This window comes from Rhizobium sp. RU33A (genome assembly GCF_900156055.1).
Lineage (GTDB): Bacteria > Pseudomonadota > Alphaproteobacteria > Rhizobiales > Rhizobiaceae > Allorhizobium.
Genome location: NZ_FTMQ01000002.1, coordinates 596527 through 619323 on the forward strand (window position 1 = coordinate 596527; position 22797 = coordinate 619323).

The following is a 22797-nucleotide window of genomic DNA, read 5'->3' on the forward strand; positions in this document are numbered from 1 at the left end:
TCTAGGATTTTATTGAAATTTTGCCGGCGCGGCGGGCCGGCTCTCAAGAGAAAGTGCTGATGGCTGACTTTATCGCTGTGATTCGACGGGCCGTGGACGGCCTGTCGAACAATACTCCGGAGATGCGCGCGCGGGTCTATGAAAAGGCTCGCGCCGCTGTCGTTCGGCAGCTCGAGAACATGTCACCGCGCCCGCCCGAGCATATGCTGCAGCGTCAGCTCGACAAGCTCGATGCGGCGATCCGTGAAGTCGAAGCGGAACATGCGGATGCCTTGCCGCCGCTCGACGAGGCGCCTGAACCTTCCATGCCTGCAGCCGCGTCTGCCGGTGTGGCAACGGCAGCGGCTGTCTCTGCGCCCGCCTGGGCCGAGCCGCAGCCCGAATACGCGCCTTCTTCGAACGAGGACATCGTGGCGCAGGAACCGGCGGAAGACGCTGCTCCGGCCGCACAGTCGGTCGAGCCTCAACCGGCGGGGGTGAGCGGTGATGACTGGGCGGATGCGCATATGGCCGAGCCTGCGGCCCCTGCGCCGGTAGAGGAGCCAGCCTACGTCCCCGAAGAACCAGCCTACGTCGCCGAAGAAACCATTACGCCCGTAGAAGAGGCTGTTCCGGAACAGGCCGTCGAACCGATGCGGCCGGCGGAAACCGCCTGGCAGGACCAACCCTTTGCGGTTCAGGAGCCGGAGAACGACTATGCGCGGCTCTACGAGAGCCGTGAAGACGATGCTCCTGCCGTCGAGCCGGAGCCGCAGTACGAACCGGCGCCGGAGGCGAGGGACGAAGTCGAAACGGTCGCAGCCGCTGGACCCTACGGCGAAGGGCCGACCGCCGAAGAGACCTGGCCTCGGGGTGACGAGCCGGAAACGGCTGCACCCGCCTGGGATGCCGTGCCTGTTGTCGAGGCCGAGCCTGTGGCCGAAGGGCCCCTTGCCTCGGACGTGGCAGTCGAGGTCGAGCCTTATATCCCACCGCAGGCGCCGGAGGTTGGCATTCGGGTGGATTCTGTCGAGGATTGGCTGCAGAGCCGCGCACTCGATCCGGCCCCGGTCATCCCCTCCGCAAGCTGGGACCTGCCGGCTGCGACTGAGACAGCCGCCAATCGCGTCCCCGAGCTGCCGGAAATCGACACCGCGCCGCCGGCCGTTTCCTACACGCCGACCGACGAGTTCCCTGCCTATGAGGAACCTGTACACGTCGAGGCCAGCAACGACTATGTCGCGCCGGAGGGCTTGAGCCTTCCCGATGCCGACCCGGTCGTGCTTGGCAAGATCGCGTCCGGTTCTGCGGCGCCGGCAATCGACGCCGATGACTTCAGCCAGTGGTTCCAGGAGCATGTCGATCAGGGCGAAACCCGGAAAGGCAATGGCGATCCGGCGTCTGCTTCCGCCGCCCCTGCGGCCAGCGAATGGGACGAGCATATCGACAGCTTTGCACCCAGCGCCAAGGGTGCGCAGGTCGAAGTTGCGGGCCAGGCCGATGGCATGGAAGCGCTTGTCGGTGGTTACGGCCAGCAGCCTGCCTATCGACTCGAGCCGAAGAAGCGTCGCAATCCGGCCCCGATCATCGTCGCTGCGCTGGTTCTGGTTGTGCTCGGCGCCGGCGGTTATCTCGCCTGGAGCATGCGTGATCAGATCGGCGGAATGGTCGCCAACCTGACGGGCGAAGTCGCTCCGACAGAGGAGACCGCAGAAGCGCCCGTGGCGACACCTGCCGAGCAGCCGGAGGCACCGACCGACACGGCGGCTGCGCCGGAAGTGGCGACACCTGCAGTCGACGACGGCAGCCAGAAATTCACACAGCGACTGCAGGCGGACGGAACGGAAATCGATGCTGGTGCCGGATCGGCGCCCATCGAGGGAGCGCCTGCCGAAGGTCGCTCGGTTTCTGCCCAGACCGTGGCGTCCACAGTCGAGCCGACCGATGCGCCGGCTGCTGCCGGTGGCGCTGCTGCCACGCAGACGCCGGGAGCCGCGACCAACACGGCAGCCGTAGCCGGCGGGGAAAAGCTCTTCCTTTACGAGGAGCGCCTTGGCCAGGCGACGCCTGTCGCGGTCCCCGGTTCGATCACATGGTCAGCGGTGCGTGAAAACGGTGCGGACGGCCGACCTGATCCGCAGATCCAGGGCCGTATCAACGTGCCGGAGCGCGGTATCTCGGCGCTCCTGACCTTCAAGCGCAACACCGACAATTCGCTGCCGGCGAGCCACATCATCGAAGTTGTGTTCTCCGTGCCTGCGGATTTCGAGGGTGGTGCGGTCGAGAACCTGCAGCGGATCGCGATGAAGCGCACCGAGCAAGACCGTGGCGACCCGCTCGTGGCCGTCACGGCCAAGGTGACCGACGACACCTATCTCGTGGCGCTCAACGACTTCGAGGATGTTGTGAAGCGCAATATGGACCTTCTGTCCACGCGCGGCTGGATCGACATTCCCGTCACCTACCGCAATGGTCGACGCGCGCTGATCACGCTCGACAAAGGCACGACCGGTGGCAATGTCTTCGAGCAGGTCATGCGCGAATGGGCGGCGCTGACGCCCGCCGCGCCCGCGAACTGAGGCGCGTCTTTATCTGCTTTCCAAGGATCCGTCGGGCATGCCCGGCGGATTTTTGTTTTCGAGTTCAGGGTCAGGGCAGCGGAAGTCTTTTGCGCCAGCGACCAATGCAGGGACGATGTGATGTCAGTACAGTCGCAGCGAGTTTCGACCATTCCCCTTGGTGATCATAGCGATGATCCCGCGATTGCCTTCCTGTCCGTCAGCAAGGGTTTCGGGCGTGGAAACGGGGCCATCCAGGCGCTCGATGGTTTGAGCCTTTCCATCCCCCAGGGTGTCGTCTATGGCCTGCTCGGTCCGAATGGGGCGGGCAAGAGCACACTCCTTCGCATTCTCGCTGGATTGGTCAGGCCCGATCGCGGCGAGATTCGGATATTCGGCGAGCCCGCCGGCCCCGCCCAGCGCAGCCGTCTCGGCATGCTGATCGAAGCGCCGAGCTTCTACCCCTTCCTGACGGCCCGCGAGCATTTGCAGATGTTGTCGCGCGCCACGGGTACCGCAACGCTTGTGGAGCCGATCTTGCGGCGCATCGGGCTTGAAAAGGCGGCCGACAAGGCCGTTTCTGGTTTCTCGCTTGGCATGAAGCAGCGGCTCGGCATCGGCTGTGCGCTGATCGGGCAGCCGGAGGCACTGGTCCTCGACGAGCCGACCAACGGGCTCGATCCCGATGGCATTCTGGAGATGCGGGCGCTTATCGACGAACTGGCGCATCGCGATGGTTTGACTGTGCTTCTATCCAGCCATCTGCTGGACGAGGTGGAGCGGGTCTGCGACCGGGTCGCGATCCTCCAGCGCGGGACGCTGGTCGCCGAAGGTGCGGTTGTCGATTTGCTGGATCGTGACGGGCGCTTCTGGCTCAAGGTGGACCAGCCTGATGCGGTGCTTGCCCGTCTCGGTGACGAGGCCGAGGAAGCTGACGGAGGCGTTTACGTGCGGATCGAGCGGACGGAGGTTCCGGAGCTCATCCTGTCGCTCGCCAATGCCGGCGTTCGCATACACGAGGCCAAGTGGATCAAGCCGGATCTGGAAACCGTTTTCCTGTCAGAGACGCGGGAGGTGCGCTCATGAGCCCGCTTCTCTCTGCCGAAATGCTCAAGCTTGTCCGTCAGCCGGGCATACTCTTCTGGGGCTTCCTGGCCGTGCCTCTCGCGGCACTTCTGGTCAAACTGGTCATCACGGGCTTCATCTATCTGCGTCTGGGGCGGCAGTCGGGCGATGTCGACGTGTTCCTGTCGGCGGCGAAGAGCCTCAGTCTCTCTGGAAACTCGCTGGGCCACCTGCTCTTTGCGCTCGGCATCGCCACGGTCTTCTTTCTCGAATATCGCTATTCCACCTGGCGGTTGCTGGTGCCCAGGCATCCGCGCATGCACCTCTTCGTCGCCAAGCTGCTCGTCTGCCTCGCATGGCTCGCATTCGCCCTGTTGCTGGCTGCTGCCGGCGATATTGTGCTGACTGTGCTGTTTGGCGTCTTGCAGGGGCAAGGTCTCGACATCACGGCGTCCTCGCTCATTGCGCTTCTGGCGGCATTCGGGATCGCATTTCTTGAGCTTGCGGTTCTGGCGTGCCTCGCTGCCCTGCTCGTGGTTGCCTTTCGGTCGATGATCGCGGCCGTTGTCCCGGCCTTTCTGCTGGCGATCGGGTCGACACTGCTCCAGCTCTACTTGGGAGCGGATGCAGACCGGCTGCCCTTGCCGGGGTATGCGGCACAGGCCCTGCGGGACTGGTTGCTGGCGGGAGGTGCGCCGGTGGCGGCGCTGCTTGGTTTGGCAGTGCTTGTCGGCTGGTTCTGTGTATTGACGGGACTTGGACTCGCTGTCTTCTCGCGGCAGCAACTGGCATCGGAGTAGAAAGGGCCACTCCCCAAAGGAAAAGCCGCCCGGTTGACCGGACGGCTTCAACAACTATCTCAGGACTGCAGGCTCTTTAAGCCTCTACTACCCGCAAGGCCTTGGCGCGCTCAAGAGCGTCCTTCTGGACGGCTTCCTGGACCTTTTCGAAGGCGCGGACCTCGATCTGGCGGACGCGCTCGCGGCTGATGTCGAACTCGGTGGAGAGGTCTTCCAGCGTCACGGGATCCTCTGCGAGGCGTCGGGCCTCGAAGATGCGACGCTCGCGCTCGTTCAGCACGCTCATCGCCCGCTTCAGCATGCTGCGGCGGGTGTCCAGCTCGTCCTGCTCGATCAGCACGGCTTCCTGGCTCTCGTGGTCGTCGACGAGCCAATCCTGCCATTGGCCGCTCTCGCCTTCGGCGGCGCGCAAGGGTGCATTCAGAGATGCGTCGCCGGAGAGGCGACGGTTCATCGAAATGACCTCTTCCTCGGACACCTTCAGCTTGGTCGCGATTTCGGTGACCTGGTCTGGCTTCAGGTCGCCTTCCTCGATTGCCTGGATCTTGCCCTTGAGGCGGCGCAGGTTAAAGAAAAGGCGTTTCTGGTTGGCGGTCGTGCCCATCTTCACCAGCGACCAGGAGCGCAGGATGTATTCCTGGATCGAGGCCTTGATCCACCACATGGCATAGGTCGCCAGGCGGAAGCCACGCTCGGGGTCGAACTTCTTGACAGCCTGCATCAGGCCGACATTGCCTTCCGAGACGACTTCGCCGATCGGCAGGCCGTAGCCGCGATAGCCCATGGCAATCTTCGCAACCAGACGCAGGTGGCTCGTCACCATCCGGTGCGCCGCGTCACGGTCGCCATGCTCGGCATAACGCTTGGCAAGCATATATTCTTCCTGGGGTTCCAGCATTGGGAACTTGCGGATCTCGTCCAGGTAACGGTTGAGGCCGGCTTCTCCGGCTGTGATCGATGGCAAACTGCTGCGGGCCATATAGCACCCCTCTTTCTTCGCGGGCTCCCAATTCCGGCGAGCCCCATCTCCGTGGATCTCTCTATCCCACAGAAATCCGTATGACAGATAAGTATGGCAAAACGGCGATACAAGATTTGTGTTCCGTCACGAGGCCGTGACGGAGTGTCAACCGATATGGAACGGTCAGGCTGAGAGCGTCAGGGGCTCACATCCCCTTCAGCGCATCGATCACCTTTTGCAAGTCCGCCGGGATCGGGGCTTCGAAGCGCATGGTTTTGCCTGTGGTCGGATGCTCGAAGGCGAGCAGGTAGGCATGCAGCGCCTGGCGGTGGAACTTGTTCACCGCGCGCTTGGCATCCTCCGGCAGGAGGTTCGCCTTGGTCTTGAAGGCGGCGCCATATTCCTGGTCGCCGATCAGCGGATTGCCGATATGGGCCATGTGCACGCGGATCTGATGGGTGCGGCCCGTTTCCAGGCGGCACTCGACCAGAGAGGCAAGGCAGGTGGCATCCGGCTTTTCGCCGTAGCGCTCCAGCACGGTGTAATGGGTGATCGCCTCGCGGGCGTCGTCGGTGTCCTCGCGCTTTACCGTGCGCTTGGTGCGGTCGGCGCCGGAGCGGCCCAGCGCGGCATCGATCGTGCCGGCAAGTGTACGAGGGCGGCCCCAGACGACGGCACGGTAGGCGCGCTCCAGCGGACCAGTGCGGCCGTGATCGGCGAACTGGTCGGCAAGATGGCGGTGGGCGATGTCGTTCTTGGCGACGACCATGACGCCCGACGTGTCCTTGTCGAGGCGGTGTACGATGCCCGGCCGCTTGACGCCGCCGATGCCCGAAAGTGTGTCGCCGCAATGATAGATCAGCGCATTGACCAGCGTGCCATGCCAGTTGCCGGCGCCGGGATGGACGACGAGGCCCGGCGGCTTGGCAATCACGATCAGGTCCTTGTCCTCGTAGAGGACTTCGAGAGGGATGTTCTCGCCTTTCGGCTGCGGATCTTCCGGCTCGGGCAGGTCGATGACGACGCTGTCGCCCGGCTTGATCTTGCGGTTCGGACTGTCGAGCAGATTGCCGTTGAGCTGCACCGCCCCCTGTTCGATCAGCGCCTTCACACGGTTGCGGGAAAACTCCTGACCGAGCGCTGCCGTTAGCCAGGCATCGATGCGGCCTGAGGCATCGTCTTCGGCAATCAGCTCTTTCCTTGATGCGGCGGCTTCGTTAAAGGGGTCGGTCATCATGTCATCCCGTCTTACGGCGGCCAGGGTCTCGGCCTTTGTCGCTGCCATTTGGCACAGACCGGGGTCTTCGACAATCGACAGCCGGTAGACCCGGCAATTTTCTCCGGCTCGTTCGCATCGGGGAAGGCATGCAAATCAGCGCGAACCTGGATTGGAAACGACTGCTGCCATGGCTCATATCGACGACGAGAACCCGGAAGACAAGCCGCTTGATCCCGTCATGGAAGGTGTGCGCCGCAAGATGGTCAAGCTGCAGCTGATCTCGGGCGGCATTATGGCCGTGCTCTTCCTCGCGGTGCTTGTATCGATCGTCTACAAGCTGACGCGCGACGAAGGCGGTGCCCAGCCGGTCGCCACGACGTCGCAGCCTTTCGCGGTCCCATCCGATCAGCCGCTCAGCCTGACCGCCAACCTGCCGGCCGGCTTCCGTGTCGTGCAGACCTCGCTGTCCGGCAGCCAGATGCTGATCTACGGCGAAACAGCTGAGGGCGCACGCAAGGCCTTCGTCTTCGATCTTTCGCTCGGACGTATCATTGCCGACGTCACGCTTGCTGGCAATTGAGGCAGGCGTGGAGCCGGGGCGCCTCATCGAGATCACCGATCCCGGCGATTTGAGGATCGCCGAGTTCACCTCGATCCGCGAACGCGACCTGACCGGACGTCACGGTCAATTCGTCGCCGAGGGCACCGTAGTGCTCTCGATGCTGGCGAAGGCACATGCCGGTGGTGGCTCGGTGCGGGCGGAAAAGCTTCTGCTTCTGAAGAACCGGGTCGCTGGCCTTTCCGATCTGATCGGTCAATTTGCGGCTGATATTCCGATCTATGTCGCCGAGGCTGCGGTTCTCGATGCGATTGCCGGTTTCCACCTGCATCGCGGGGTTCTCGCGCTTGGCAGCCGTTCTGCGGCACCCGAACTCAGCGATCTGGTCGCTCGCCTGCCGGAGAGCTCTCTGGTGCTGGTCGGGTGCAGCATCTCGAACCATGACAATATCGGTGCCCTGTTCCGCAATGCAGCGGGTTTCACCGCCGATGCCGTCCTCCTTGATGAAACCTGCTGCGATCCACTGTATCGCAAGGCATTGCGTGTTTCTGTCGGCTCGGTTCTGACGGTTCCCTATGCGCGGCAAGGGAGCGCCGAAGAGGTGCTCGGGGCACTTGCCACGGCGGGGTTCGAAATCTGGGCGCTGTCGCCGGCTGGTGTGGTCGAAATCGGCGCCATTGCGCCGGGCCGGCGCGTGGCGCTGGTGATGGGAACAGAGGGGGAGGGGCTTCCGGCTGCCATCCTTCATCGTTTCCGATCGGCCCGCATCGCCCAGGCTCCGGGCCTCGACAGCCTGAATGTCGGCACGGCCAGCGGCATTGCCCTCTACGCCATTGCCCGCGCCATGGGACGCCTCGGCTAATCCGGGTTCCGGAGTGCGGTTTCAGATCGCCGAGACAGTCGGCTTATTCGGCCGGTGTTGCCATGCCGGCGCCGCGACCGATCGACGGGTCCATGGCGAGTACCCGGTCGACCAGGCTCTTCGGCTTGTCGGCGCTCTTCGGTTGCGGCGCGACAAAGTCCGTGATCACGCTCTGCTCGCCTTCACGGGCGGCTGTCAGAACGATCATCTTGGCGGCGATGTCGCCGAGCTCTTCACGCAGTGCATCGTCTTCGGTCGATGCCTTCGCCTTCAACAGGCGCTCGGTCAGGGCCGTCTGGCTCCGGCGAATGTCGTTTTCCAGGGCGGCCGTATCGGTCGCGAGGTTGGAATTTGCGATCTCGTCTTCTGGCATCGGCGTATCCTTGGCGTCGGGTATCGCGATGCCGGCTTCCCGAAGGGCGCGCTGGGCTTCGCGGAGCTGGGCATTGGCCGTCTTCAGCTTGGCGCGCAGATCGCGAAGTTCGCGAGTGCGGCGCTCGACGAGCGAACTTGCGTCGGCTCTTTCCGCGGCATCCCGGGCCAGAACGTCTTCGAGGCGCAGAACCTTGTGTTCTTCCTGAGCCAGGCGCAGTTCCGCATCCTTGGCGCGCTTGCCGAGCAGTTTGTTTTCCCGTCGCAAGTCTTCGCGTTCGTCGCGCATGCCCTGGATGCGGGTCTTAAGCGTGTCGATCTCGGTGTCGCGGCTCATGGCTTCGATGCGCATGGTGTCCATGTCGCTGATCAGGCGGGCCATGCGATGGGCGCGTTCCTCGAGCTGCACATCCTTGGCAGCTGTAGAAATCTCCACACGCTTCAATGTCTCGCGCATCGTGGACATTTCCACATCGCTGCGCCGCAGACGCGAGCGCAAATCGGCGGCTTCCGTGCTCATGTCTTCGATCTGGACCTTGAGCTCCTTCGCCTCCGCGACGAGGCGTGCTGCTTCACCGCTGAGTGTCTCGTTCTTGAGCGTCAGGCCAATGGTTTTTTCACGCTCACGGGTCAGATCATGTTGGGTTTTGGCGTTTTCTGCTGCGTAGAGTGCGCGCACCATGTCCTTCTGGGCGCGGATCTCCTGCGGGCTGAGCGGCATGGTGGCCTTCAGCCGGTTTTCCGTATAGCGCACCACGCGCTGGTGCACGGCCGGGGCAACGAGCATCACAAGCAGCGCTGCCGCCATAAATCCCATTGCGAATATCAGGGTATATTCAATCACGACGGCGCCACAGCACTAGGGAAGCATTAGCAGATAGTTAAGCATGCACGATGTCGCCCGGCAAGCAGAACAGCCTGACGCGCGACGTCCTTCAACCAATATAGCTAACGGCAGAGCAGATCGAGCTTGCTTCAGCCTTAAGGTTTAAGGCGAGGCTGGTCAGAAAGGGTTCCAGGTCGGCGTCCGGGTCAGCTTCAGATAACCGACATTGACGCCGAGGCGTGCGCCGATGCCGGTGCGAATCGGTACCAGGACCACGTCACGGCTCTTCAATACCGTCATGCCGACGCCGGCAACGATATAGGCCGAGCCGCTGACGCCGCCATAGCGCGCATACAGCGTGTCGACATCCGGCAGGTCGTAGACCAGCATCATGGTGCGGGTGCCGTTGCCGCCGTAGTCGATGCCGAGGGAGGGGCCCTGCCAGAAGACGTCGTGCTGGCCGACATTCTTGGTGTAGAGCGTGCCCTCGCCATAGGTCAGGCCAGCGATGAGGGCGCCTGAACCTTCCTGGCCGAGAATATAGCCGTTGGGAAGGCCATTCTGCTCGAAGGCCTGCTCGATCACCTTGGCGAGCGCTCCGCTGGTCTCGCCGAAGAAGCCATGGCCTGCGTCGACCACTTCCTGGATCGAGTATTCGCCGGCAGCATGGGCGGGACGCAGAGCCGAAACGAGGCTGATCGTTGCCAGAATGGCGACGGCCAGCGACCGCAGCAACGGCAGGGAGCGGTGGGGCAGGTGACGCATAGTGCCTCCTAAATGCGATGCCGACGGATTCGGCATCTTCCTTGGGGGTATTTAAACCTAGCGAGCATCGTCTTAATAATCGGTTTACCAAATATGGTGTCATTATGGCCGAACGGCATCCGACCAAGTCGTAGCCAGCCGACGTATGTCCGACTGTTGCTGCGAGGGTCCACATCTTCTGGAGAAGACCATGGCGAAGAACCCCAACCTCACGCTTGCAGGCCCTGATCTTGCTGCGCTGCTTTGCAGCCGTGTCTGCCACGACGTGATCTCGCCTGTCGGAGCGATCAACAACGGCCTGGAACTGCTTGATGAAGGCGGCGCTGATGCGGATGCGATGGACCTGATCCGGACCAGCGCGCTCAACGCTTCGGTGCGGCTGAAATTTGCCCGTCTCGCCTTCGGCGCATCCGGCTCGGTCGGTGCTTCGATCGATACCGGCGAGGCGGAGAAGGCGGCAAAGGATTTCGCCCAGGCAGAGAAGAAGACCGAGGTGACCTGGAGCGGCCCGCGCGCGATCATCGCCAAGAACCGGGTGAAGCTGCTGCTCAACCTCTTCCTTGTTGCTTATGGTGCTATTCCGCGTGGCGGTTCGCTCGACATTTCTCTCGAAAACCCGGAGACGGACGCGAAGTTCAAGATCGTCGCCAAGGGGCGCATGCTTCGGGTCCCGCCGAAATACCAGGAAATCCTGTCCGGTCATCTCGAAGAAGCCGTCGATGCCCATACCATCCAGCCGTATTACACGGTGCTTCTCGCGGATGAATGCGGCATGGAGCTGAAATGCGTGCCGAGTGAAGGCGAGATCGCGTTCACTGCCGAGTTGATCGGCTGAGCTGTCCTGATTCGGGACGCGCGGGTGCTGCAACCGGTAACCTTTCCTTAGGCGCGGTCCGTTAAGGTGTCCATTACATTTCAGATCCCCCGTATCTGGGGAGGGGAGTCCACCATGAAGCGCCTGATGATCGCAGATGGATCCGACATCGTTCGCAAGGTCGGCAAAAAGATCCTGTCGGAGCTCGGCTACCAGGTGACGGAAGCCGCTTCCGGTCGCGAGGCACTGTCTCGCTGCGAGCGCGAACTTCCCGATGTGATGATCGTCGATGCCGGCATGAATGACGCTCTTGATCTGATCTCCAATGTTCGTGCGCTGCCGGAAGGCAAGGCGGTCAAGATCTATTACTGTGTGGTGGAAGCCGAACTGAAGGTGATGATGGCCGGAAAGCGGGCCGGCGCCAGCGACTTCCTGCTGAAGCCGTTCGACCGGGAAATCCTCACCAAGACCTTTGGCGACAAGGCTATTGCCGCCTGATTTTCCCTGCCGGGGCTAAACGACATCTGTGACGAGGCGGTGCCCAGGGGCGCCGCCTTTTGCATTTCGGCCGTGCGCCGTCGGGGAAGCCCTCGTTTTGCGGCTCCAAAATGCAAGAAGCCCGCGTCGTCGACGCGGGCTTCTTTGAAGGAGTGGAAATGGGCTTACGCCGTTTCCATGTATTCCGCACTATCCGGCTCGCGCAGCACATAGCCACGACCCCAGACGGTTTCGATGTAGTTGGCGCCACCGGCAGCGTTCGCGAGCTTCTTGCGCAGCTTGCAGATGAAGACGTCGATGATCTTCAGTTCCGGCTCGTCCATGCCACCATAGAGGTGGTTCAAGAACATTTCCTTGGTGAGCGTGGTACCCTTGCGGAGCGAAAGCAGCTCCAGCATCTGGTATTCCTTGCCCGTCAGGTGAACGCGCTGACCGCCGACTTCGACCGTCTTGGCGTCCAGGTTCACGATCAGTTCGCCGGTGATGATAATCGACTGGGCATGGCCCTTCGAGCGGCGGACGATCGCATGGATGCGGGCAACGAGTTCGTCCTTGTGGAACGGCTTCGTCATATAGTCGTCGGCGCCGAAGCCGAGGCCCCGCACCTTGTCTTCAATGCCTGCCATGCCGGACAGGATCAGGATCGGCGTCTTCACCTTGGACAGGCGAAGGGTACGCAGCACCTCATAACCGGACATGTCTGGCAGGTTCAGGTCGAGCAGAATAATGTCGTAGTCGTAGAGCTTACCGAGATCGACACCTTCTTCGCCGAGATCGGTGGTGTAGACGTTAAAGCTCTCCGACTTGAGCATCAGTTCGATGCTCTGCGCCGTTGCGCTATCGTCTTCAATGAGTAGAACCCGCATATTTATCCCCTTTACCGCCGCCGAAAGGTCTGGAATGGCCCCCTACGCGATACGGATCCAGTCGTTGCCTGATTTGAAGGCTGCCACCAATTGGTTAACAAATTCTGATTCCCTCTGGCAAGGTGTATCGAATTTATTAAGCAAAGATTTTAGCCTCCTGATTCTTCATGTGTTTTCGGTCATCGCCACACTTGAATCTGCGCCTCAGGGAAACCCCGTAACCGATTCATTTGACTCATCATTGTCACGAGCTCTTTTCGGGCTCTGGCATTTACTGACCCTTAAGTGATCGGGCTTATCATTAACGATGCCCGTAAACGAAAGGTTACCAAAGGTAGCTTTTTGTTAACGCCGCGGACTTTTTTTGGACGAATCGGTGGCGGGCGTGTTGAGTAGCAAGTGTGGCGGGGGGTCTCGCATCACGGGAGTATTGCGTATGAAGTCGCGTGAGAGCCTGGTACGCCTGAAGGGATTTCAGGTTACCGAAAAGCGTCGGCAATTGCAGCAGCTGCAGTCAATGATGTCGGAATTCGAACGGATGGCGAAGGAGCTAGAAGCTCAGATCGGCATCGAGGAAAAGAAATCGGGCATCACCGATCCCAATCATTTCGCCTATCCCACCTTCGCCAAGGCGGCACGCCAGCGCGCGGACAATCTTCAGGTCTCGATCCGGGAACTGAAAGTCCAGCAGGAAGCGGCAGAACTGGCGTTGGAAGAGGCTGAAGCGGAATACCAGAAGGCGGCGGCTCTCGAAGAGCGCGATGGCCAGATGCGTGTCCGGGCCTGAATAACGCTATTCAGTCTGGTTGAGATTTCAAACAGGAAGGCGGGCGCGGGTTACTCTGCGTCCGCCTTCGTTCGTCTTGGACCGTGACTGGCCTGTGCTCACTTGCGCACGTCGTTCCAATCCGGGTGCCGGTCCATTTGCGCCTTCATGAACGGGCAAAGCGGTATGATCTTCCAGCCGCCTTCACGCGCGGCAGCGACGGCATGTTCGGCGAGCGCCTGGCCGGCGCCCTGTCCGCGCATGGTGCCCGGGACTTCCGTATGGTCGATGATGATCAGGCTGGCGGAGGCACGGGAATACGTCATTTCGGCAGTTTCGCTGATGCCCTCGATACGGCCGACATAGCGTCCGCCCGATCCTGCTTCCTCACTGGTGATGTGCATTGACGCCTCCTGTTGCCGCGTTTCGATGGTTCTGTTTAACATCGGGCAGAGCCGACCGGGAAGCCAACTGCCGGATACGCTGTGTTCGATGTCAGGAAGGGAGCCATTGTGGTCGTCTGGTTGAAGGCGCTCCTCCTCGTCGGAGCCTCAATCTCGATTGCGCTCGGCGTTAGCCTGCCGCTAATGCGGTTCGAAAGTTTTTACGTCTTTTCCACCGATGCTTCACTGATCGAGGTGATCGTCTCACTCTATGGTGACGGAGACGGCGTGCTTGCGCTTCTGGTCGGGCTCGTTTCCATCGTCTTTCCCCTGATCAAGCTGCTGCTTCTTGCGGCCGAGGAGATCGCGGGCGAGGCGCAGCCGGGGCAGGGGATGCTTGGGCGTTTAATCCCGGTGCTGTCGAAATGGTCGATGATGGATGTGTTGCTGGTCGCCATCGTCATCTTCGCGACGAAATCCAGCGGGCTGGCTCAAGCCTTCACGCAGCCCGGGCTCTGGTTCTACGCCGGATCCAGCCTGGCGGTTGCAGCGCTGAGTGGCTTGAATGCGGGACGCTTTGCCCGAAAAACATGAAACCGGCAGGCTGGGCCTTGCCGGTTTCAGGTATGGGTCTGATGCAAATGGAAGTATACCGGGAGAGCCGGTACGAAAATGGACTAATGGCGATACTGCTGGATACGGGTGGTGCGCAGGCCCGGCAGGCCGTGATCATTGATTGACGACTGCCAGGAGAGGAATTCCTCGACCGTCAGGGTGTAGCGTTCACAGGCTTCTTCCAGGCTCAACAGGCCACCACGCACAGCCGCGACAACCTCAGCCTTGCGGCGGATCACCCAGCGGCGTGTATTGGCCGGCGGAAGATCGGCAATCGTAAGGGGGCTGCCATCGGGGCCGATGACATATTTCACTCGTGGGCGGATCATTTCGGTCATTGGACTCTCTATACAAACTCAAGACCACACACCCTCATACTAGGACCGATGCTTTAAAATTTGCCTAAGCCCATTGTAAGCATTTGATAATAATTTTCCCGATCAGGCTGGGGCGAGAGCCGTCGCGTTTCGGACAAGTTGATTAAACTTGCGGCAAATGCATAGGAGTTATGCGAGGACTGCGACTGGTGCCTATAAGCGATCTGTGGCATTGGGCTGCCTAGCATACTGATAACTCGATCGATGCGTCGATCGGAAGGGCAGATGTCGAGCATCGCGGTTCCTTAGGGGACCGCAAGACCGGCGACAGGCCCAGCTGATACTCGTTCCCCATGGAGCGATTCAATGTCCACAAACATTCGAAATCCCGATCGGACGAACGTCCGGTCGAAAGGAGTTTTATGTTCAGGCCAACTGATGTGACGGGCAGTCACGGTCTTGGTGACGGTGATGCCGTTTTCCAGAGCGAAGCGCTCTCTACCGGCCCATGGGGACGAGAGTTCTCTGCGCTCGGGCGCAGCCATGGCTTTCGAAACACGCTGCTTGCGCGGGTTCCAAAGGCGGATAGTCCGGAGTTTTCGGCCAATCTGATCCTCTGTACCTGGCCTGACGAATTGCGCCTTGGCTATGAGGCGGCAGAGGTCTATGCCGGCAGCCTGCTGATCGCGCGGATCAAGCAGTCTATCCTTCCGCTCTTCACGCATGACAATCTGTTTCTCGGCACGCCTGGATCGGAGGCGCGCCAGCCGCTTGCCCCGCTTTTCCAGCAGTTTGAGATGGGCGGTTCTCTGGTCTTCAACTTGAACGACCGTAACCAGACCCAGTATGTGCTAGTCTTTTCAGGCCGTGACCATGCGCCAGAGCGTCCGGAAATCGCAGCTCTGCAGCTGAGTGCTATGGAGCTCCTGGATTCGGGCATCGAGGCACTCGTGCCGCGGCTCGGGCCGAAGGAAAAGCTGTCGGCGCGCGAGATCGAATGTCTTCGATGGTCGGCTGCCGGCAAGAGCAGCGATGAAATCGCCATCATCCTCGACATTTCGAGCCATACGGTCGTTAGCTATCTGAAGAGTGCAATGCGCAAGCTTGAGGCGGTGAACCGCATGCAGGCGGTGGCGCGGGCCTGTCGCTATCGGCTTCTCTGACTGCCGAATCCTCAAAAGATGAACCAGGGCGCCAGCTGTTGAAGCGGCGCCCTTCGTCGTTTTGGTCGTCAGAGAAAGGCGAGGCTGAGCTCGGTCTTGCCATATCCGAATTGGTATTGGATCGTGCCCAGATGGCGAAGCGCCAGGGTGTCGCCGGCATCGAGCCAGACCAGGGCGACCGTGCTCGAGGTCCCGGCGCCACCGACATGGGTTGCGATATCGGCGGCGCCGTTGCGGCTGACATGGACCGTGTGGTTACCGGCGCTGACGGCAGAGACGCTGAGCGACAGCAGATAGTAACCCGATACGGCGACCACGAGTGGCCGACCTTGGCCAGATGCAAGCGGCGCGCCCAGGGTCATGTCGCCACCGAAGAGGTGCAGATCGTCAAAGCCGGTAAAGCTGCCGGCCGTCGGTGTGAGTGTTGTCGTGGTGAGGGCGGCGCGGGCCAGCGGCCGCTGGTCGTGGCGCACATAGCCTTCCGGGGTGACGCTCACGGCCTGGCGCCAGCCGGTCGTGTCGCCATTGACCTTCAGCGAGAAGCGATCCTCTCCGGCAAGGCCCATCTCTGCGCGACCCTGCCAGTTGGACTGGAAGACCAGGCTTGCCGTATCCGGGGTTCCCGCCTTGTTGATCGCCAGCCGGTGGCTGTCGCCGGCGTGATTGAACAGGGCCGCTGGCGAGGAGAGGGAGAGCCTGTTGTGGCCATCTGCATCGGCGGCGATCCCCAGACGTTCAAAGCGCGCTTCCTCCGCCAGCGGGGGCACGAGCCAGTCCGTGCCGTCGAAAATCTTCAACCTTTGCTCGTCGAGGAAAACGGCGGTCCAGCCGGCCCTTGGGGTCATGAAGACCCAGGCGCCATCCTGAAGCAGGGCGAGTTGCCCGGCATGTCCCGTCCACAGGCCGGCGTCCGGTGCCGTGATCCAATGGATCTCCCCTTCGGCTGGATCGGCAGGTGGGCTCGTCGCATTGCCGGCGACTACCAGTTGTACCAGCGCGTCGAGCCGCTGGAGTGCTTCATTGTGGGTCACGTGCTTCTGGGCCTGCGCCGGCAGGATGAAGGGCAGGGCGAGATTGGGGGTCGTGTCTGGCATGGTTTCTCCTTCGCGTTCGGCTGCCGGGGCAGCGCGGGTTAAAGCGGAGAGTGTGAGCCAGGCGCAGAGGAGGGGGATGAAAAGCGCATCGCCCCGTTGAAAAGCCTTAAGAATTTTCGAAACTCATCCCCGCTCGGAGGGGCGTCCGGTGGCGAGAAAGGGTGGGTTTTCGAAGGTGCGCAGCCCGGGCAAGCGTTTGCCATAGATGAGCGGCGCGCCGTCTTCGGTCGCAACCATGCCGCCGGCTGCCCGAAGCACGGCATCGCCAGCAGCCGTGTCCCATTCCATGGTCGGGCTGAAGCGGGGGTAAAGGTCGGCGACGCCCTCGGCCACCAGGCAGAACTTGAGCGAGGAGCCGACGGTCTTGCGCTCCAGGATCTCTGCCTTGCGGATATAGGCGTCGGTCGCATCGCAATTGTGAGAGCGCGAAACCAGGGCTGACGGGGAAGTCCCCTTCAAGCGCGCAGCAATCGGCATGCGGGCCACGACCCTGTCGTTTTCATCAAGCTTCACCTTCTCCGCCTTGCCGGCGCCGCCGAGATAAAGCGTGTTGAGTGCTGGCGCATGGACGACGCCGAGGACCGGTATGCCGGCTTCGATCAGCGCGATGTTGACGGTAAAGTCGTCATGGCCACCGATGAACTCGCGGGTGCCATCGAGCGGATCAACCAGGATGAAACGCCCGCCACTGACGTCGGGAATACGCCCTGCGGCGACCTCTTCCTCGGCAACCACGGGGACTTCGGGCAAAGCGTGGGCAAGTGCCTCGAGGATCAGGCGTTCGGCGGCCTCGTCCGCCTCGGTGACTGGCGACTTGTCGCCCTTCAGGCGCACCTCTGCACCCGCCTTGTAGATGTCGAGAATGACGCGGCCAGCGGCAATCGCGCTCGTCTCGAACAGCTTCAGAATGTCCTGCCTGTCACGCACCTGAACCGGGCTCCCGATCACATCCTCTCCGGTTTATCCCCGTCTCCCACGCTTTGGAAGTGCTCGATGTCGCAAGCTCTTGCCGGGGTGTGATGTTTCTGTGCTGCACTGCGATCAAACCTGTGTTCCATGTCTCAAACAGCATAGATTTTGTCCTGATCGCGCTTGCTCTTTGTGACGCCTATGCGAATGTGACGCGACATTTGCAGAGGTTGTTCGATGCGTTATTCCGCCCTTTCGATCTTCCGCCAGGCGCTTTCCGGCAACCGGAACTGGGCGCCGATGTGGCGCGAGCCGCAGCCGAAACCGCATTACGACGTCATCATCGTCGGCGGTGGCGGGCACGGTCTGTCCACCGCCTATTACCTCGCCAAGGAATTCGGCATCACCAATGTCGCGGTCATCGAGAAGGGTTATCTCGGCGGCGGCAATGTCGGGCGAAACACCACGATCATCCGCTCCAACTACATGCTGGAGGGCAACGAGCCCTTCTACGAACTGTCGATGAAGCTGTGGGAAGGCCTCGAGCAGGACTTCAACTATAATGCCATGGTCTCGCAGCGCGGCATCGTCAATCTTTTCCATACCGACGGCCAGCGCGATGCCTATGCGCGGCGCGGCAATGCGATGATGATGCATGGTGTGGCCGCCGAACTGCTCGACCGCGAGCAGGTGCGCCAGATGATGCCTTATCTCAACTTCGACCATGCCCGTTTCCCGATCCTCGGGGGTCTCTTGCAGAAGCGCGGCGGCACGGCTCGCCATGACGCCGTTGCCTGGGGCTATGGGCGCGGTGCGGACGAGCGCGGCGTCGATCTCATCCAGCATTGCGAAGTGACCGGCATCCGGCGCGACGAGCTCGGCCAGGTGACCGGTGTCGAGACGAGCAAGGGTTTCATCGGCTGCAACAAGCTGGCGCTGGCGACTGCCGGCCACACCTCCGTCACCGGCAAAATGGCGGGGCTCGATCTGCCGATCGAGACGCATGTGCTGCAGGCCTTCGTCTCGGAAGGGATCAAGCCCGTGATCGACAACGTCATCACCTATGGCGCCGGACACTTCTATATCTCGCAGTCCGACAAGGGCGGCTTGGTCTTCGGGGCCGACATCGATTACTATTCATCCTATGCCCAGCGCGGCAATCTCGCGACCGTCGAGCATACGATCGAGGAAGGCGTGTCGCTGATCCCGGGTCTCTCCCGGGTCCGGGTGCTGCGGTCCTGGGGTGGCGCCATGGACATGTCGATGGATGGCTCGCCGATCATCGACCGCACGCCGATCGACAATCTCTACCTGAATTGCGGCTGGTGTTACGGCGGCTTCAAGGCGACGCCGGCCTCCGGCTTCTGCTTTGCCCATCTGATCGCGAAGAACGAGGCCCATCCCGTGGCTCGCCTCTTGCGCCTTGATCGCTTCGAACGCGGCTTTGCCGTCGACGAAGGCGGCAAGGGCCCCCAACCGAACCTGCATTGAGACATCGCCATGGCAAGCCTGATCACCTGTCCGCATTGCGGCGTCCGTCCCAAGGAAGAGTTCAGCATTCGCGGCGATGCGAGCCCGGTGCGCCCGGCGCCCACAGCGACTGACGACGCCTGGAACGCTTACGTCTTCCTCCGCGACAACCCGAAGGGCCGGATCATCGAGCACTGGCACCATTCGGCCGGCTGCCGTCGGTGGCTGGTGGTCGAGCGCGACAATGCTGGGAGTCACGAGGTCTACAGCGTCACCGATGCGAGCGCTTACGCAGAGGAGGTCGCGCGATGACAGGCCACAGGCTTTCCTCCGGCGGGCTCGTCAATCGCGGCCGCACGCTCTCCTTCACCTTCGATGGTGAGACCTATACCGGCTATGAAGGCGACACGCTGGCCTCGGCCCTGATCGCCAACGACCAGCTGCTGATCGGTCGCTCCTTCAAGTATCACCGTCCGCGCGGCATCGTGACGGCAGGCTCGGCGGAACCGAACGCGCTGGTGACAATCGGCACCGACGGTCGCACAGAGCCGAATACGCGCGCCACCGTCGCCGAGCTCTATCAGGGGCTGGAAGCCAGCAGCCAGAACCGCTGGCCGTCGCTGAAATACGATATCGGTGCGGTCAACAGCCTCTTGTCGCCGTTCTTGTCCGCCGGCTTCTACTACAAGACCTTCATGTGGCCGAAAGCCTTCTGGGAAAAGCTCTACGAGCCGATCATCCGGAAAGCCGCCGGCCTCGGCAAGACGCCGTTCATCGCCGATCCCGATCGCTATGAAAAAGCCTGGGCGCATTGCGACCTTCTGGTGATCGGCGCCGGTCCGGCCGGCCTGATGGCGGCACGGGCGGCGGCGCGCGCTGGGCTTCGCGTCATCCTGGCGGATGAAGGCTTCCGACTTGGCGGATCGCTGCTCAACGAGCGCGTCACCGTCGGCGGCGTGCCGGCGGCCGAGTACGCCGCCTCCGTCGTCGAGGAGCTGAAGAGCCTTTCGAATGTCACGCTGATGCCGCGCACCACAGTGTTTGGCTGGTACGACGACAATGTCTTCGGCGCCGTCGAAAAAGTGCAGAAGCATGTGGCGCAGCCTTCGGGCGATCTGCCGGTCGAGCGCGTCTGGCGCATCGTTGCCAAGCGAGCGATCCTGGCTTCGGGTGCCGAAGAGCGGCCGCTGGTGTTCGGCGGCAACGACAAGCCGGGTGTGATGACTTCGGGTGCCGTGCGCACCTATCTCAATCGTTATGGCGTGGCCGCCGGCCAGAACGTCGCGATCTTCACCAATGGCGGTGCGGGTTATCGTACGGCGGCCGATCTTGTCGCTGCCGGTGTGGGTGTCGCTGCTGTTATCGACGGGCGAACAAAGTCTTCCGATGTTGCGCCTGATGGCGTGCGGGTAGTCAGAGGCGGCTCGGTCATCGATACGAGCGGTCGTCTTCGGATCAAGAGCCTGCTCGTCGAACGCGTCGGCCACCAGGAAGAGGTCGCCTGCGATGCGCTCGCCATGAGCGGCGGCTATAGCCCGATCGTGCATCTGGCCTGCCAACGCGGCGCCAAGCCTTATTGGTCCGACGAGTACCAGGCCTTCCTGGCGCCCGATGTGGGGCAGGGGCTCCGCATTGCTGGCTCCGCTGCCGGTCATGCCTCGCTTGCCGCTGTTCTGCGTGACGGCGCCGACAAGGCGCATGAGGCGATCGGTGATCTCGGTCGCCTCGTCGGCAATGTCGACCTGCCCGAGGTCGAGGGTGAATTCGATGCGAGCTTTGCGCCGCTCTGGTATGTACCGGGCGCCAAGTCCAAGGCCTTTGTCGACTTCCAGAACGACGTGCATGTGAAGGACTTGAGCCTTGCCCAGCGCGAGGCGATGGGCCATGTCGAGCATAGCAAGCGCTACACCACCGGCGGCATGGCGACCGATCAGGGCAAGCTCGGCAATGTCGCTACCATCGGCATCATGGCCGGCATGCGCGGCGTTTCGCCGGCCGAGATCGGCACCACGACATTCCGTCCCTTCTACACGCCTGTCTCCTTCGGCGCGATGGCCGGCACCTCGCGGGGCGAACACTCGCGGCCCGTGCGCACCTCGCCGCTGCATGGCTGGGCGAAGAAAAACGGCGCCGTCTTCGTCGAATCCGGCCTCTGGTATCGCTCCTCCTGGTTCCCGCGCGATGGCGAGAAGACCTGGCGCGAGGCGGTCGACCGGGAAGTCTTGAATGTCCGCGCCAATGCCGGCATCTGCGATGTCTCCACTCTCGGCAAGATCGAAATCTTCGGCAAAGATGCCGCGGAATTCTTGAACCGTATCTATTCCAACGCCTTCCTCAAGCTGCCGGTCGGCAAGGCGCGCTACGGGCTGATGCTGCGCGAAGACGGGATGATCTACGATGACGGCACGACCAGCCGTCTCGCGGACCAGCATTTCTTCATGACCACGACGACGGCCTATGCCGGCGAGGTGATGACGCATCTCGAATTCTGCTCCCAGGTTCTCTGGCCGGATCTCGACGTGCGCTTCGTCTCCTCCAGCGACCAGTGGGCGCAGATGTCGGTCGCGGGTCCGAAGGCGCGGATCATCCTCGAGCAGATCATCGAAGACGACATCTCCGACGAGGCCTTCCCGTTCCTCTCTGCCCGCGAAGTGCTGCTCAAGGGGGGCTTAAAGGCGCGGCTCTTCCGCATCTCGTTTTCCGGCGAACTCGCCTTCGAAGTGGCGGTGCCGGCGAATACAGGCGAGGCGGTCGCCGATGCGATCATGGCGGCCGGCAAGCCGCACGGCATCTGCGCTTGCGGCGTTGAGGCGCTCAACGTGCTTCGCATCGAAAAGGGCTTCATCACCCACAGCGAAATCGACGGGCGCACGACGCCCGACGATGTGGGCCTGGGCAAAATGTTCTCGACGCAGAAGGCGGATTTCATTGGCAAGCGGCTGTCGAGCCGCTTCGGCCTCACCGCTGCCGATCGTCCGCAGCTTGTCGGCCTGAAGCCTGTCGATCGCGACAAGAGCTTTGCTGCCGGCGCGCATCTCTTGAAGGAAAACGTCAAGCCATCGACGCTGAACGACCAGGGCTGGGTGTCCTCCGTCTGCCATTCGCCGACACTCGGGCACACGATCGGGCTTGCCTTCCTCAAATCCGGCCGGGAGCGGCTGGGCGAGAAGATCGTCGTCTGGGACGGCTTGCGCGGCTCGGAAGTCGTGGCCGAGGTCGTCAGCCCCGTCTTCTACGACCCCGACAACAAGAAACTGAACCTGTGAGGATCCTGCCATGCCGGTGACCTATGCCATCAGTCACGTGCTCGAGGACCACATTTCCGGTTTCGAAGCGACGCCCAATCCGCATCATCTCGCGATCCTGCGAGCCGTCTCCGTCTTTTCGGTGCTCGCCCATCCGGGGCATGAGGTCGATATCGACGAGGCGCTGACCAATCTCGAAGACGTGGCAGTCCGTGTCTGCGGACCCGGCGAATGGCTCGTCGTCAGCGAGACGGTTGCTGCCGACACGATCGCACGGCAGCTGGCAGATCTCGGGTCGAGCCGCGCGTCCTTCGTCGATCAGAGCGATAGTCGCGTGGTGCTGCGCATCCAGGGGCCAAAGGTCCGGGCGATCCTTGCCAAGTGCACGGCACTCGACCTGCATGCCGATCTCTTCGAAATCGGCCAGTCGACCAATTGTCAGATCTGCCATGTCGCCGCCAACCTCTCCCGGACAGGTCAGGACTCGTTCGAGATCATTGTCATGCGCAGCTTTGCGGGCTTCCTGTTCGACGAGATCCGCGAGATGGGGCGGGAATATGCACTGACGGCGGGTTTCGCCTGAAGGCGTACGCAGCCTCGTCGCCACTGACGCCCGTAAATTTTACGGCATTTCTTCGTTTTGTGTTTGCTACGGCGATCCCTGGCCCCATTTGATAGGAGCTTCCTCGCC

General features: G+C 62.0%; 23 protein-coding genes. 14 read left to right on the forward strand and 9 right to left on the reverse strand.

All coding sequences use genetic code 11. From position 1 onward, the window contains the following. Nucleotides 1-59 precede the first annotated feature (59 nt). The 3 genes from BW978_RS08805 (at nucleotide 60) to BW978_RS08815 (ending at nucleotide 4402) form a co-directional block, all read left to right on the forward strand. Nucleotides 60-2558, forward strand: a complete 2499-nt coding sequence (locus BW978_RS08805; protein WP_076394184.1) for a hypothetical protein — start codon at nucleotides 60-62, stop codon at nucleotides 2556-2558. Nucleotides 2559-2678: 120 nt separating this feature from the next. After that, entirely contained in the window at nucleotides 2679-3623 is a 945-nt protein-coding gene (locus BW978_RS08810; protein WP_083697540.1) for an ABC transporter ATP-binding protein, read from the forward strand. Next, the gene (locus tag BW978_RS08815; RefSeq protein ID WP_076394185.1) at nucleotides 3620-4402 is read left to right on the forward strand and encodes an ABC transporter permease; all 783 of its coding nucleotides are present in this window, start codon (nucleotides 3620-3622) and stop codon (nucleotides 4400-4402) included. Before BW978_RS08810 ends, BW978_RS08815 begins: the two co-directional genes overlap by 4 nt. 76 nt (nucleotides 4403-4478) lie before the next feature. On the opposite strand, the gene rpoH is transcribed toward BW978_RS08815, so the two are convergent. Both rpoH and BW978_RS08825 read right to left on the reverse strand, forming a co-directional pair. After that, complete coding sequence (gene rpoH, locus BW978_RS08820; protein WP_076394186.1) at nucleotides 4479-5381, reverse strand: RNA polymerase sigma factor RpoH; 903 nt, start codon at nucleotides 5379-5381, stop codon at nucleotides 4479-4481. Between the two features lie 187 nt (nucleotides 5382-5568). Beyond that, entirely contained in the window at nucleotides 5569-6597 is a 1029-nt protein-coding gene (locus BW978_RS08825; RefSeq protein ID WP_076394937.1) for an RluA family pseudouridine synthase, read from the reverse strand. 172 nt (nucleotides 6598-6769) lie between these two features. Between BW978_RS08825 and BW978_RS08830 the strand changes: the two genes are divergently transcribed. Both BW978_RS08830 and BW978_RS08835 read left to right on the forward strand, forming a co-directional pair. Continuing rightward, nucleotides 6770-7162 (forward strand): hypothetical protein, encoded by a 393-nt coding sequence (locus tag BW978_RS08830; protein ID WP_076394187.1) that lies wholly within the window; start codon nucleotides 6770-6772, stop codon nucleotides 7160-7162. 7 nt (nucleotides 7163-7169) lie between these two features. Further along, nucleotides 7170-8003, forward strand: a complete 834-nt coding sequence (locus BW978_RS08835; RefSeq protein ID WP_076394188.1) for a TrmH family RNA methyltransferase — start codon at nucleotides 7170-7172, stop codon at nucleotides 8001-8003. Between the two features lie 43 nt (nucleotides 8004-8046). On the opposite strand, the gene BW978_RS08840 is transcribed toward BW978_RS08835, so the two are convergent. Then, nucleotides 8047-9192, reverse strand: a complete 1146-nt coding sequence (locus tag BW978_RS08840; protein ID WP_244551921.1) for a coiled-coil domain-containing protein — start codon at nucleotides 9190-9192, stop codon at nucleotides 8047-8049. A gap of 186 nt (nucleotides 9193-9378) precedes the next feature. Beyond that, the gene (locus BW978_RS08845; protein ID WP_076394192.1) at nucleotides 9379-9966 is read right to left on the reverse strand and encodes a DUF1134 domain-containing protein; all 588 of its coding nucleotides are present in this window, start codon (nucleotides 9964-9966) and stop codon (nucleotides 9379-9381) included. A gap of 190 nt (nucleotides 9967-10156) precedes the next feature. Here BW978_RS08845 and BW978_RS08850 point away from each other — a divergent pair, with 190 nt between their 5' ends. Together BW978_RS08850 and BW978_RS08855 are read left to right on the forward strand one after the other, a co-directional pair. Then, on the forward strand, nucleotides 10157-10801 hold the full coding sequence (locus BW978_RS08850) for a histidine phosphotransferase ChpT (protein WP_076394194.1): 645 nt from the start codon (nucleotides 10157-10159) through the stop codon (nucleotides 10799-10801). Between the two features lie 114 nt (nucleotides 10802-10915). Next, the gene (locus tag BW978_RS08855) at nucleotides 10916-11278 is read left to right on the forward strand and encodes a response regulator (RefSeq protein WP_076394196.1); all 363 of its coding nucleotides are present in this window, start codon (nucleotides 10916-10918) and stop codon (nucleotides 11276-11278) included. Between the two features lie 164 nt (nucleotides 11279-11442). On the opposite strand, the gene ctrA is transcribed toward BW978_RS08855, so the two are convergent. Then, the gene (gene ctrA / locus BW978_RS08860) at nucleotides 11443-12144 is read right to left on the reverse strand and encodes a response regulator transcription factor CtrA (RefSeq protein WP_015916946.1); all 702 of its coding nucleotides are present in this window, start codon (nucleotides 12142-12144) and stop codon (nucleotides 11443-11445) included. 436 nt (nucleotides 12145-12580) lie between these two features. On the opposite strand from ctrA, the gene BW978_RS08865 reads away from it, so the two are divergent. Continuing rightward, nucleotides 12581-12931 (forward strand): hypothetical protein, encoded by a 351-nt coding sequence (locus tag BW978_RS08865; RefSeq protein WP_054148339.1) that lies wholly within the window; start codon nucleotides 12581-12583, stop codon nucleotides 12929-12931. A gap of 98 nt (nucleotides 12932-13029) precedes the next feature. On the opposite strand, the gene BW978_RS08870 is transcribed toward BW978_RS08865, so the two are convergent. Continuing rightward, on the reverse strand, nucleotides 13030-13314 hold the full coding sequence (locus tag BW978_RS08870) for a GNAT family N-acetyltransferase (protein WP_076394198.1): 285 nt from the start codon (nucleotides 13312-13314) through the stop codon (nucleotides 13030-13032). 81 nt (nucleotides 13315-13395) lie between these two features. On the opposite strand from BW978_RS08870, the gene BW978_RS08875 reads away from it, so the two are divergent. Then, on the forward strand, nucleotides 13396-13887 hold the full coding sequence (locus tag BW978_RS08875) for a paraquat-inducible protein A (RefSeq protein WP_083697541.1): 492 nt from the start codon (nucleotides 13396-13398) through the stop codon (nucleotides 13885-13887). Nucleotides 13888-13970: 83 nt separating this feature from the next. Here the strand turns inward: BW978_RS08875 and BW978_RS08880 are convergent, their stop codons facing one another. Beyond that, a complete protein-coding gene (locus tag BW978_RS08880; RefSeq protein ID WP_006725852.1) occupies nucleotides 13971-14246 on the reverse strand; it encodes a CtrA inhibitor SciP in 276 nt (91 codons plus the stop codon). Nucleotides 14247-14647: 401 nt separating this feature from the next. Here BW978_RS08880 and BW978_RS08885 point away from each other — a divergent pair, with 401 nt between their 5' ends. Next, nucleotides 14648-15388 (forward strand): helix-turn-helix domain-containing protein, encoded by a 741-nt coding sequence (locus tag BW978_RS08885; protein WP_076394200.1) that lies wholly within the window; start codon nucleotides 14648-14650, stop codon nucleotides 15386-15388. A 68-nt stretch (nucleotides 15389-15456) separates the two neighbouring features. Here the strand turns inward: BW978_RS08885 and BW978_RS08890 are convergent, their stop codons facing one another. After that, entirely contained in the window at nucleotides 15457-16482 is a 1026-nt protein-coding gene (locus tag BW978_RS08890; RefSeq protein ID WP_076394202.1) for a DUF2793 domain-containing protein, read from the reverse strand. A gap of 123 nt (nucleotides 16483-16605) precedes the next feature. Then, a complete protein-coding gene (cysQ, locus tag BW978_RS08895) occupies nucleotides 16606-17409 on the reverse strand; it encodes a 3'(2'),5'-bisphosphate nucleotidase CysQ (RefSeq protein ID WP_083697561.1) in 804 nt (267 codons plus the stop codon). Nucleotides 17410-17628: 219 nt separating this feature from the next. Between cysQ and BW978_RS08900 the strand changes: the two genes are divergently transcribed. The 4 genes from BW978_RS08900 to BW978_RS08915 are packed head-to-tail and all read left to right on the forward strand — an operon-like array spanning nucleotide 17629 to nucleotide 22689. Beyond that, the gene (locus tag BW978_RS08900) at nucleotides 17629-18882 is read left to right on the forward strand and encodes a sarcosine oxidase subunit beta family protein (protein WP_076394204.1); all 1254 of its coding nucleotides are present in this window, start codon (nucleotides 17629-17631) and stop codon (nucleotides 18880-18882) included. 9 nt (nucleotides 18883-18891) lie between these two features. Beyond that, nucleotides 18892-19173: a sarcosine oxidase subunit delta gene (locus BW978_RS08905; protein WP_076394206.1), complete on the forward strand. Its 282-nt coding sequence runs from the start codon at nucleotides 18892-18894 to the stop codon at nucleotides 19171-19173. Beyond that, entirely contained in the window at nucleotides 19170-22127 is a 2958-nt protein-coding gene (locus tag BW978_RS08910; RefSeq protein WP_076394208.1) for a sarcosine oxidase subunit alpha family protein, read from the forward strand. The genes BW978_RS08905 and BW978_RS08910 overlap by 4 nt, the downstream gene beginning before the upstream one ends. 10 nt (nucleotides 22128-22137) lie before the next feature. Continuing rightward, entirely contained in the window at nucleotides 22138-22689 is a 552-nt protein-coding gene (locus BW978_RS08915) for a sarcosine oxidase subunit gamma (RefSeq protein ID WP_076394210.1), read from the forward strand. The last annotated feature ends 108 nt before the right edge of the window (nucleotides 22690-22797 follow it).

Excerpts from the sequence above, each read along its gene's own strand:
- BW978_RS08805 (WP_076394184.1), top strand. The coding sequence starts at position 60 with ATGGCTGACTTTATCGCTGTGATTCGACGGGCCGTGGACGGCCTGTCG.
- BW978_RS08810 (WP_083697540.1), top strand. The coding sequence starts at position 2,679 with ATGTCAGTACAGTCGCAGCGAGTTTCGACCATTCCCCTTGGTGATCAT.
- BW978_RS08815 (WP_076394185.1), top strand. The coding sequence starts at position 3,620 with ATGAGCCCGCTTCTCTCTGCCGAAATGCTCAAGCTTGTCCGTCAGCCG.
- rpoH (WP_076394186.1), bottom strand. The coding sequence starts at position 5,381 with ATGGCCCGCAGCAGTTTGCCATCGATCACAGCCGGAGAAGCCGGCCTC.
- BW978_RS08825 (WP_076394937.1), bottom strand. The coding sequence starts at position 6,597 with ATGACCGACCCCTTTAACGAAGCCGCCGCATCAAGGAAAGAGCTGATT.
- BW978_RS08830 (WP_076394187.1), top strand. The coding sequence starts at position 6,770 with ATGGCTCATATCGACGACGAGAACCCGGAAGACAAGCCGCTTGATCCC.
- BW978_RS08840 (WP_244551921.1), bottom strand. The coding sequence starts at position 9,192 with ATGGGATTTATGGCGGCAGCGCTGCTTGTGATGCTCGTTGCCCCGGCC.
- BW978_RS08845 (WP_076394192.1), bottom strand. The coding sequence starts at position 9,966 with ATGCGTCACCTGCCCCACCGCTCCCTGCCGTTGCTGCGGTCGCTGGCC.
- BW978_RS08850 (WP_076394194.1), top strand. The coding sequence starts at position 10,157 with ATGGCGAAGAACCCCAACCTCACGCTTGCAGGCCCTGATCTTGCTGCG.
- BW978_RS08855 (WP_076394196.1), top strand. The coding sequence starts at position 10,916 with ATGAAGCGCCTGATGATCGCAGATGGATCCGACATCGTTCGCAAGGTC.
- ctrA (WP_015916946.1), bottom strand. The coding sequence starts at position 12,144 with ATGCGGGTTCTACTCATTGAAGACGATAGCGCAACGGCGCAGAGCATC.
- BW978_RS08865 (WP_054148339.1), top strand. The coding sequence starts at position 12,581 with ATGAAGTCGCGTGAGAGCCTGGTACGCCTGAAGGGATTTCAGGTTACC.
- BW978_RS08870 (WP_076394198.1), bottom strand. The coding sequence starts at position 13,314 with ATGCACATCACCAGTGAGGAAGCAGGATCGGGCGGACGCTATGTCGGC.
- BW978_RS08880 (WP_006725852.1), bottom strand. The coding sequence starts at position 14,246 with ATGACCGAAATGATCCGCCCACGAGTGAAATATGTCATCGGCCCCGAT.
- BW978_RS08885 (WP_076394200.1), top strand. The coding sequence starts at position 14,648 with ATGTTCAGGCCAACTGATGTGACGGGCAGTCACGGTCTTGGTGACGGT.
- BW978_RS08890 (WP_076394202.1), bottom strand. The coding sequence starts at position 16,482 with ATGCCAGACACGACCCCCAATCTCGCCCTGCCCTTCATCCTGCCGGCG.
- BW978_RS08900 (WP_076394204.1), top strand. The coding sequence starts at position 17,629 with ATGCGTTATTCCGCCCTTTCGATCTTCCGCCAGGCGCTTTCCGGCAAC.
- BW978_RS08905 (WP_076394206.1), top strand. The coding sequence starts at position 18,892 with ATGGCAAGCCTGATCACCTGTCCGCATTGCGGCGTCCGTCCCAAGGAA.
- BW978_RS08910 (WP_076394208.1), top strand. The coding sequence starts at position 19,170 with ATGACAGGCCACAGGCTTTCCTCCGGCGGGCTCGTCAATCGCGGCCGC.
- BW978_RS08915 (WP_076394210.1), top strand. The coding sequence starts at position 22,138 with ATGCCGGTGACCTATGCCATCAGTCACGTGCTCGAGGACCACATTTCC.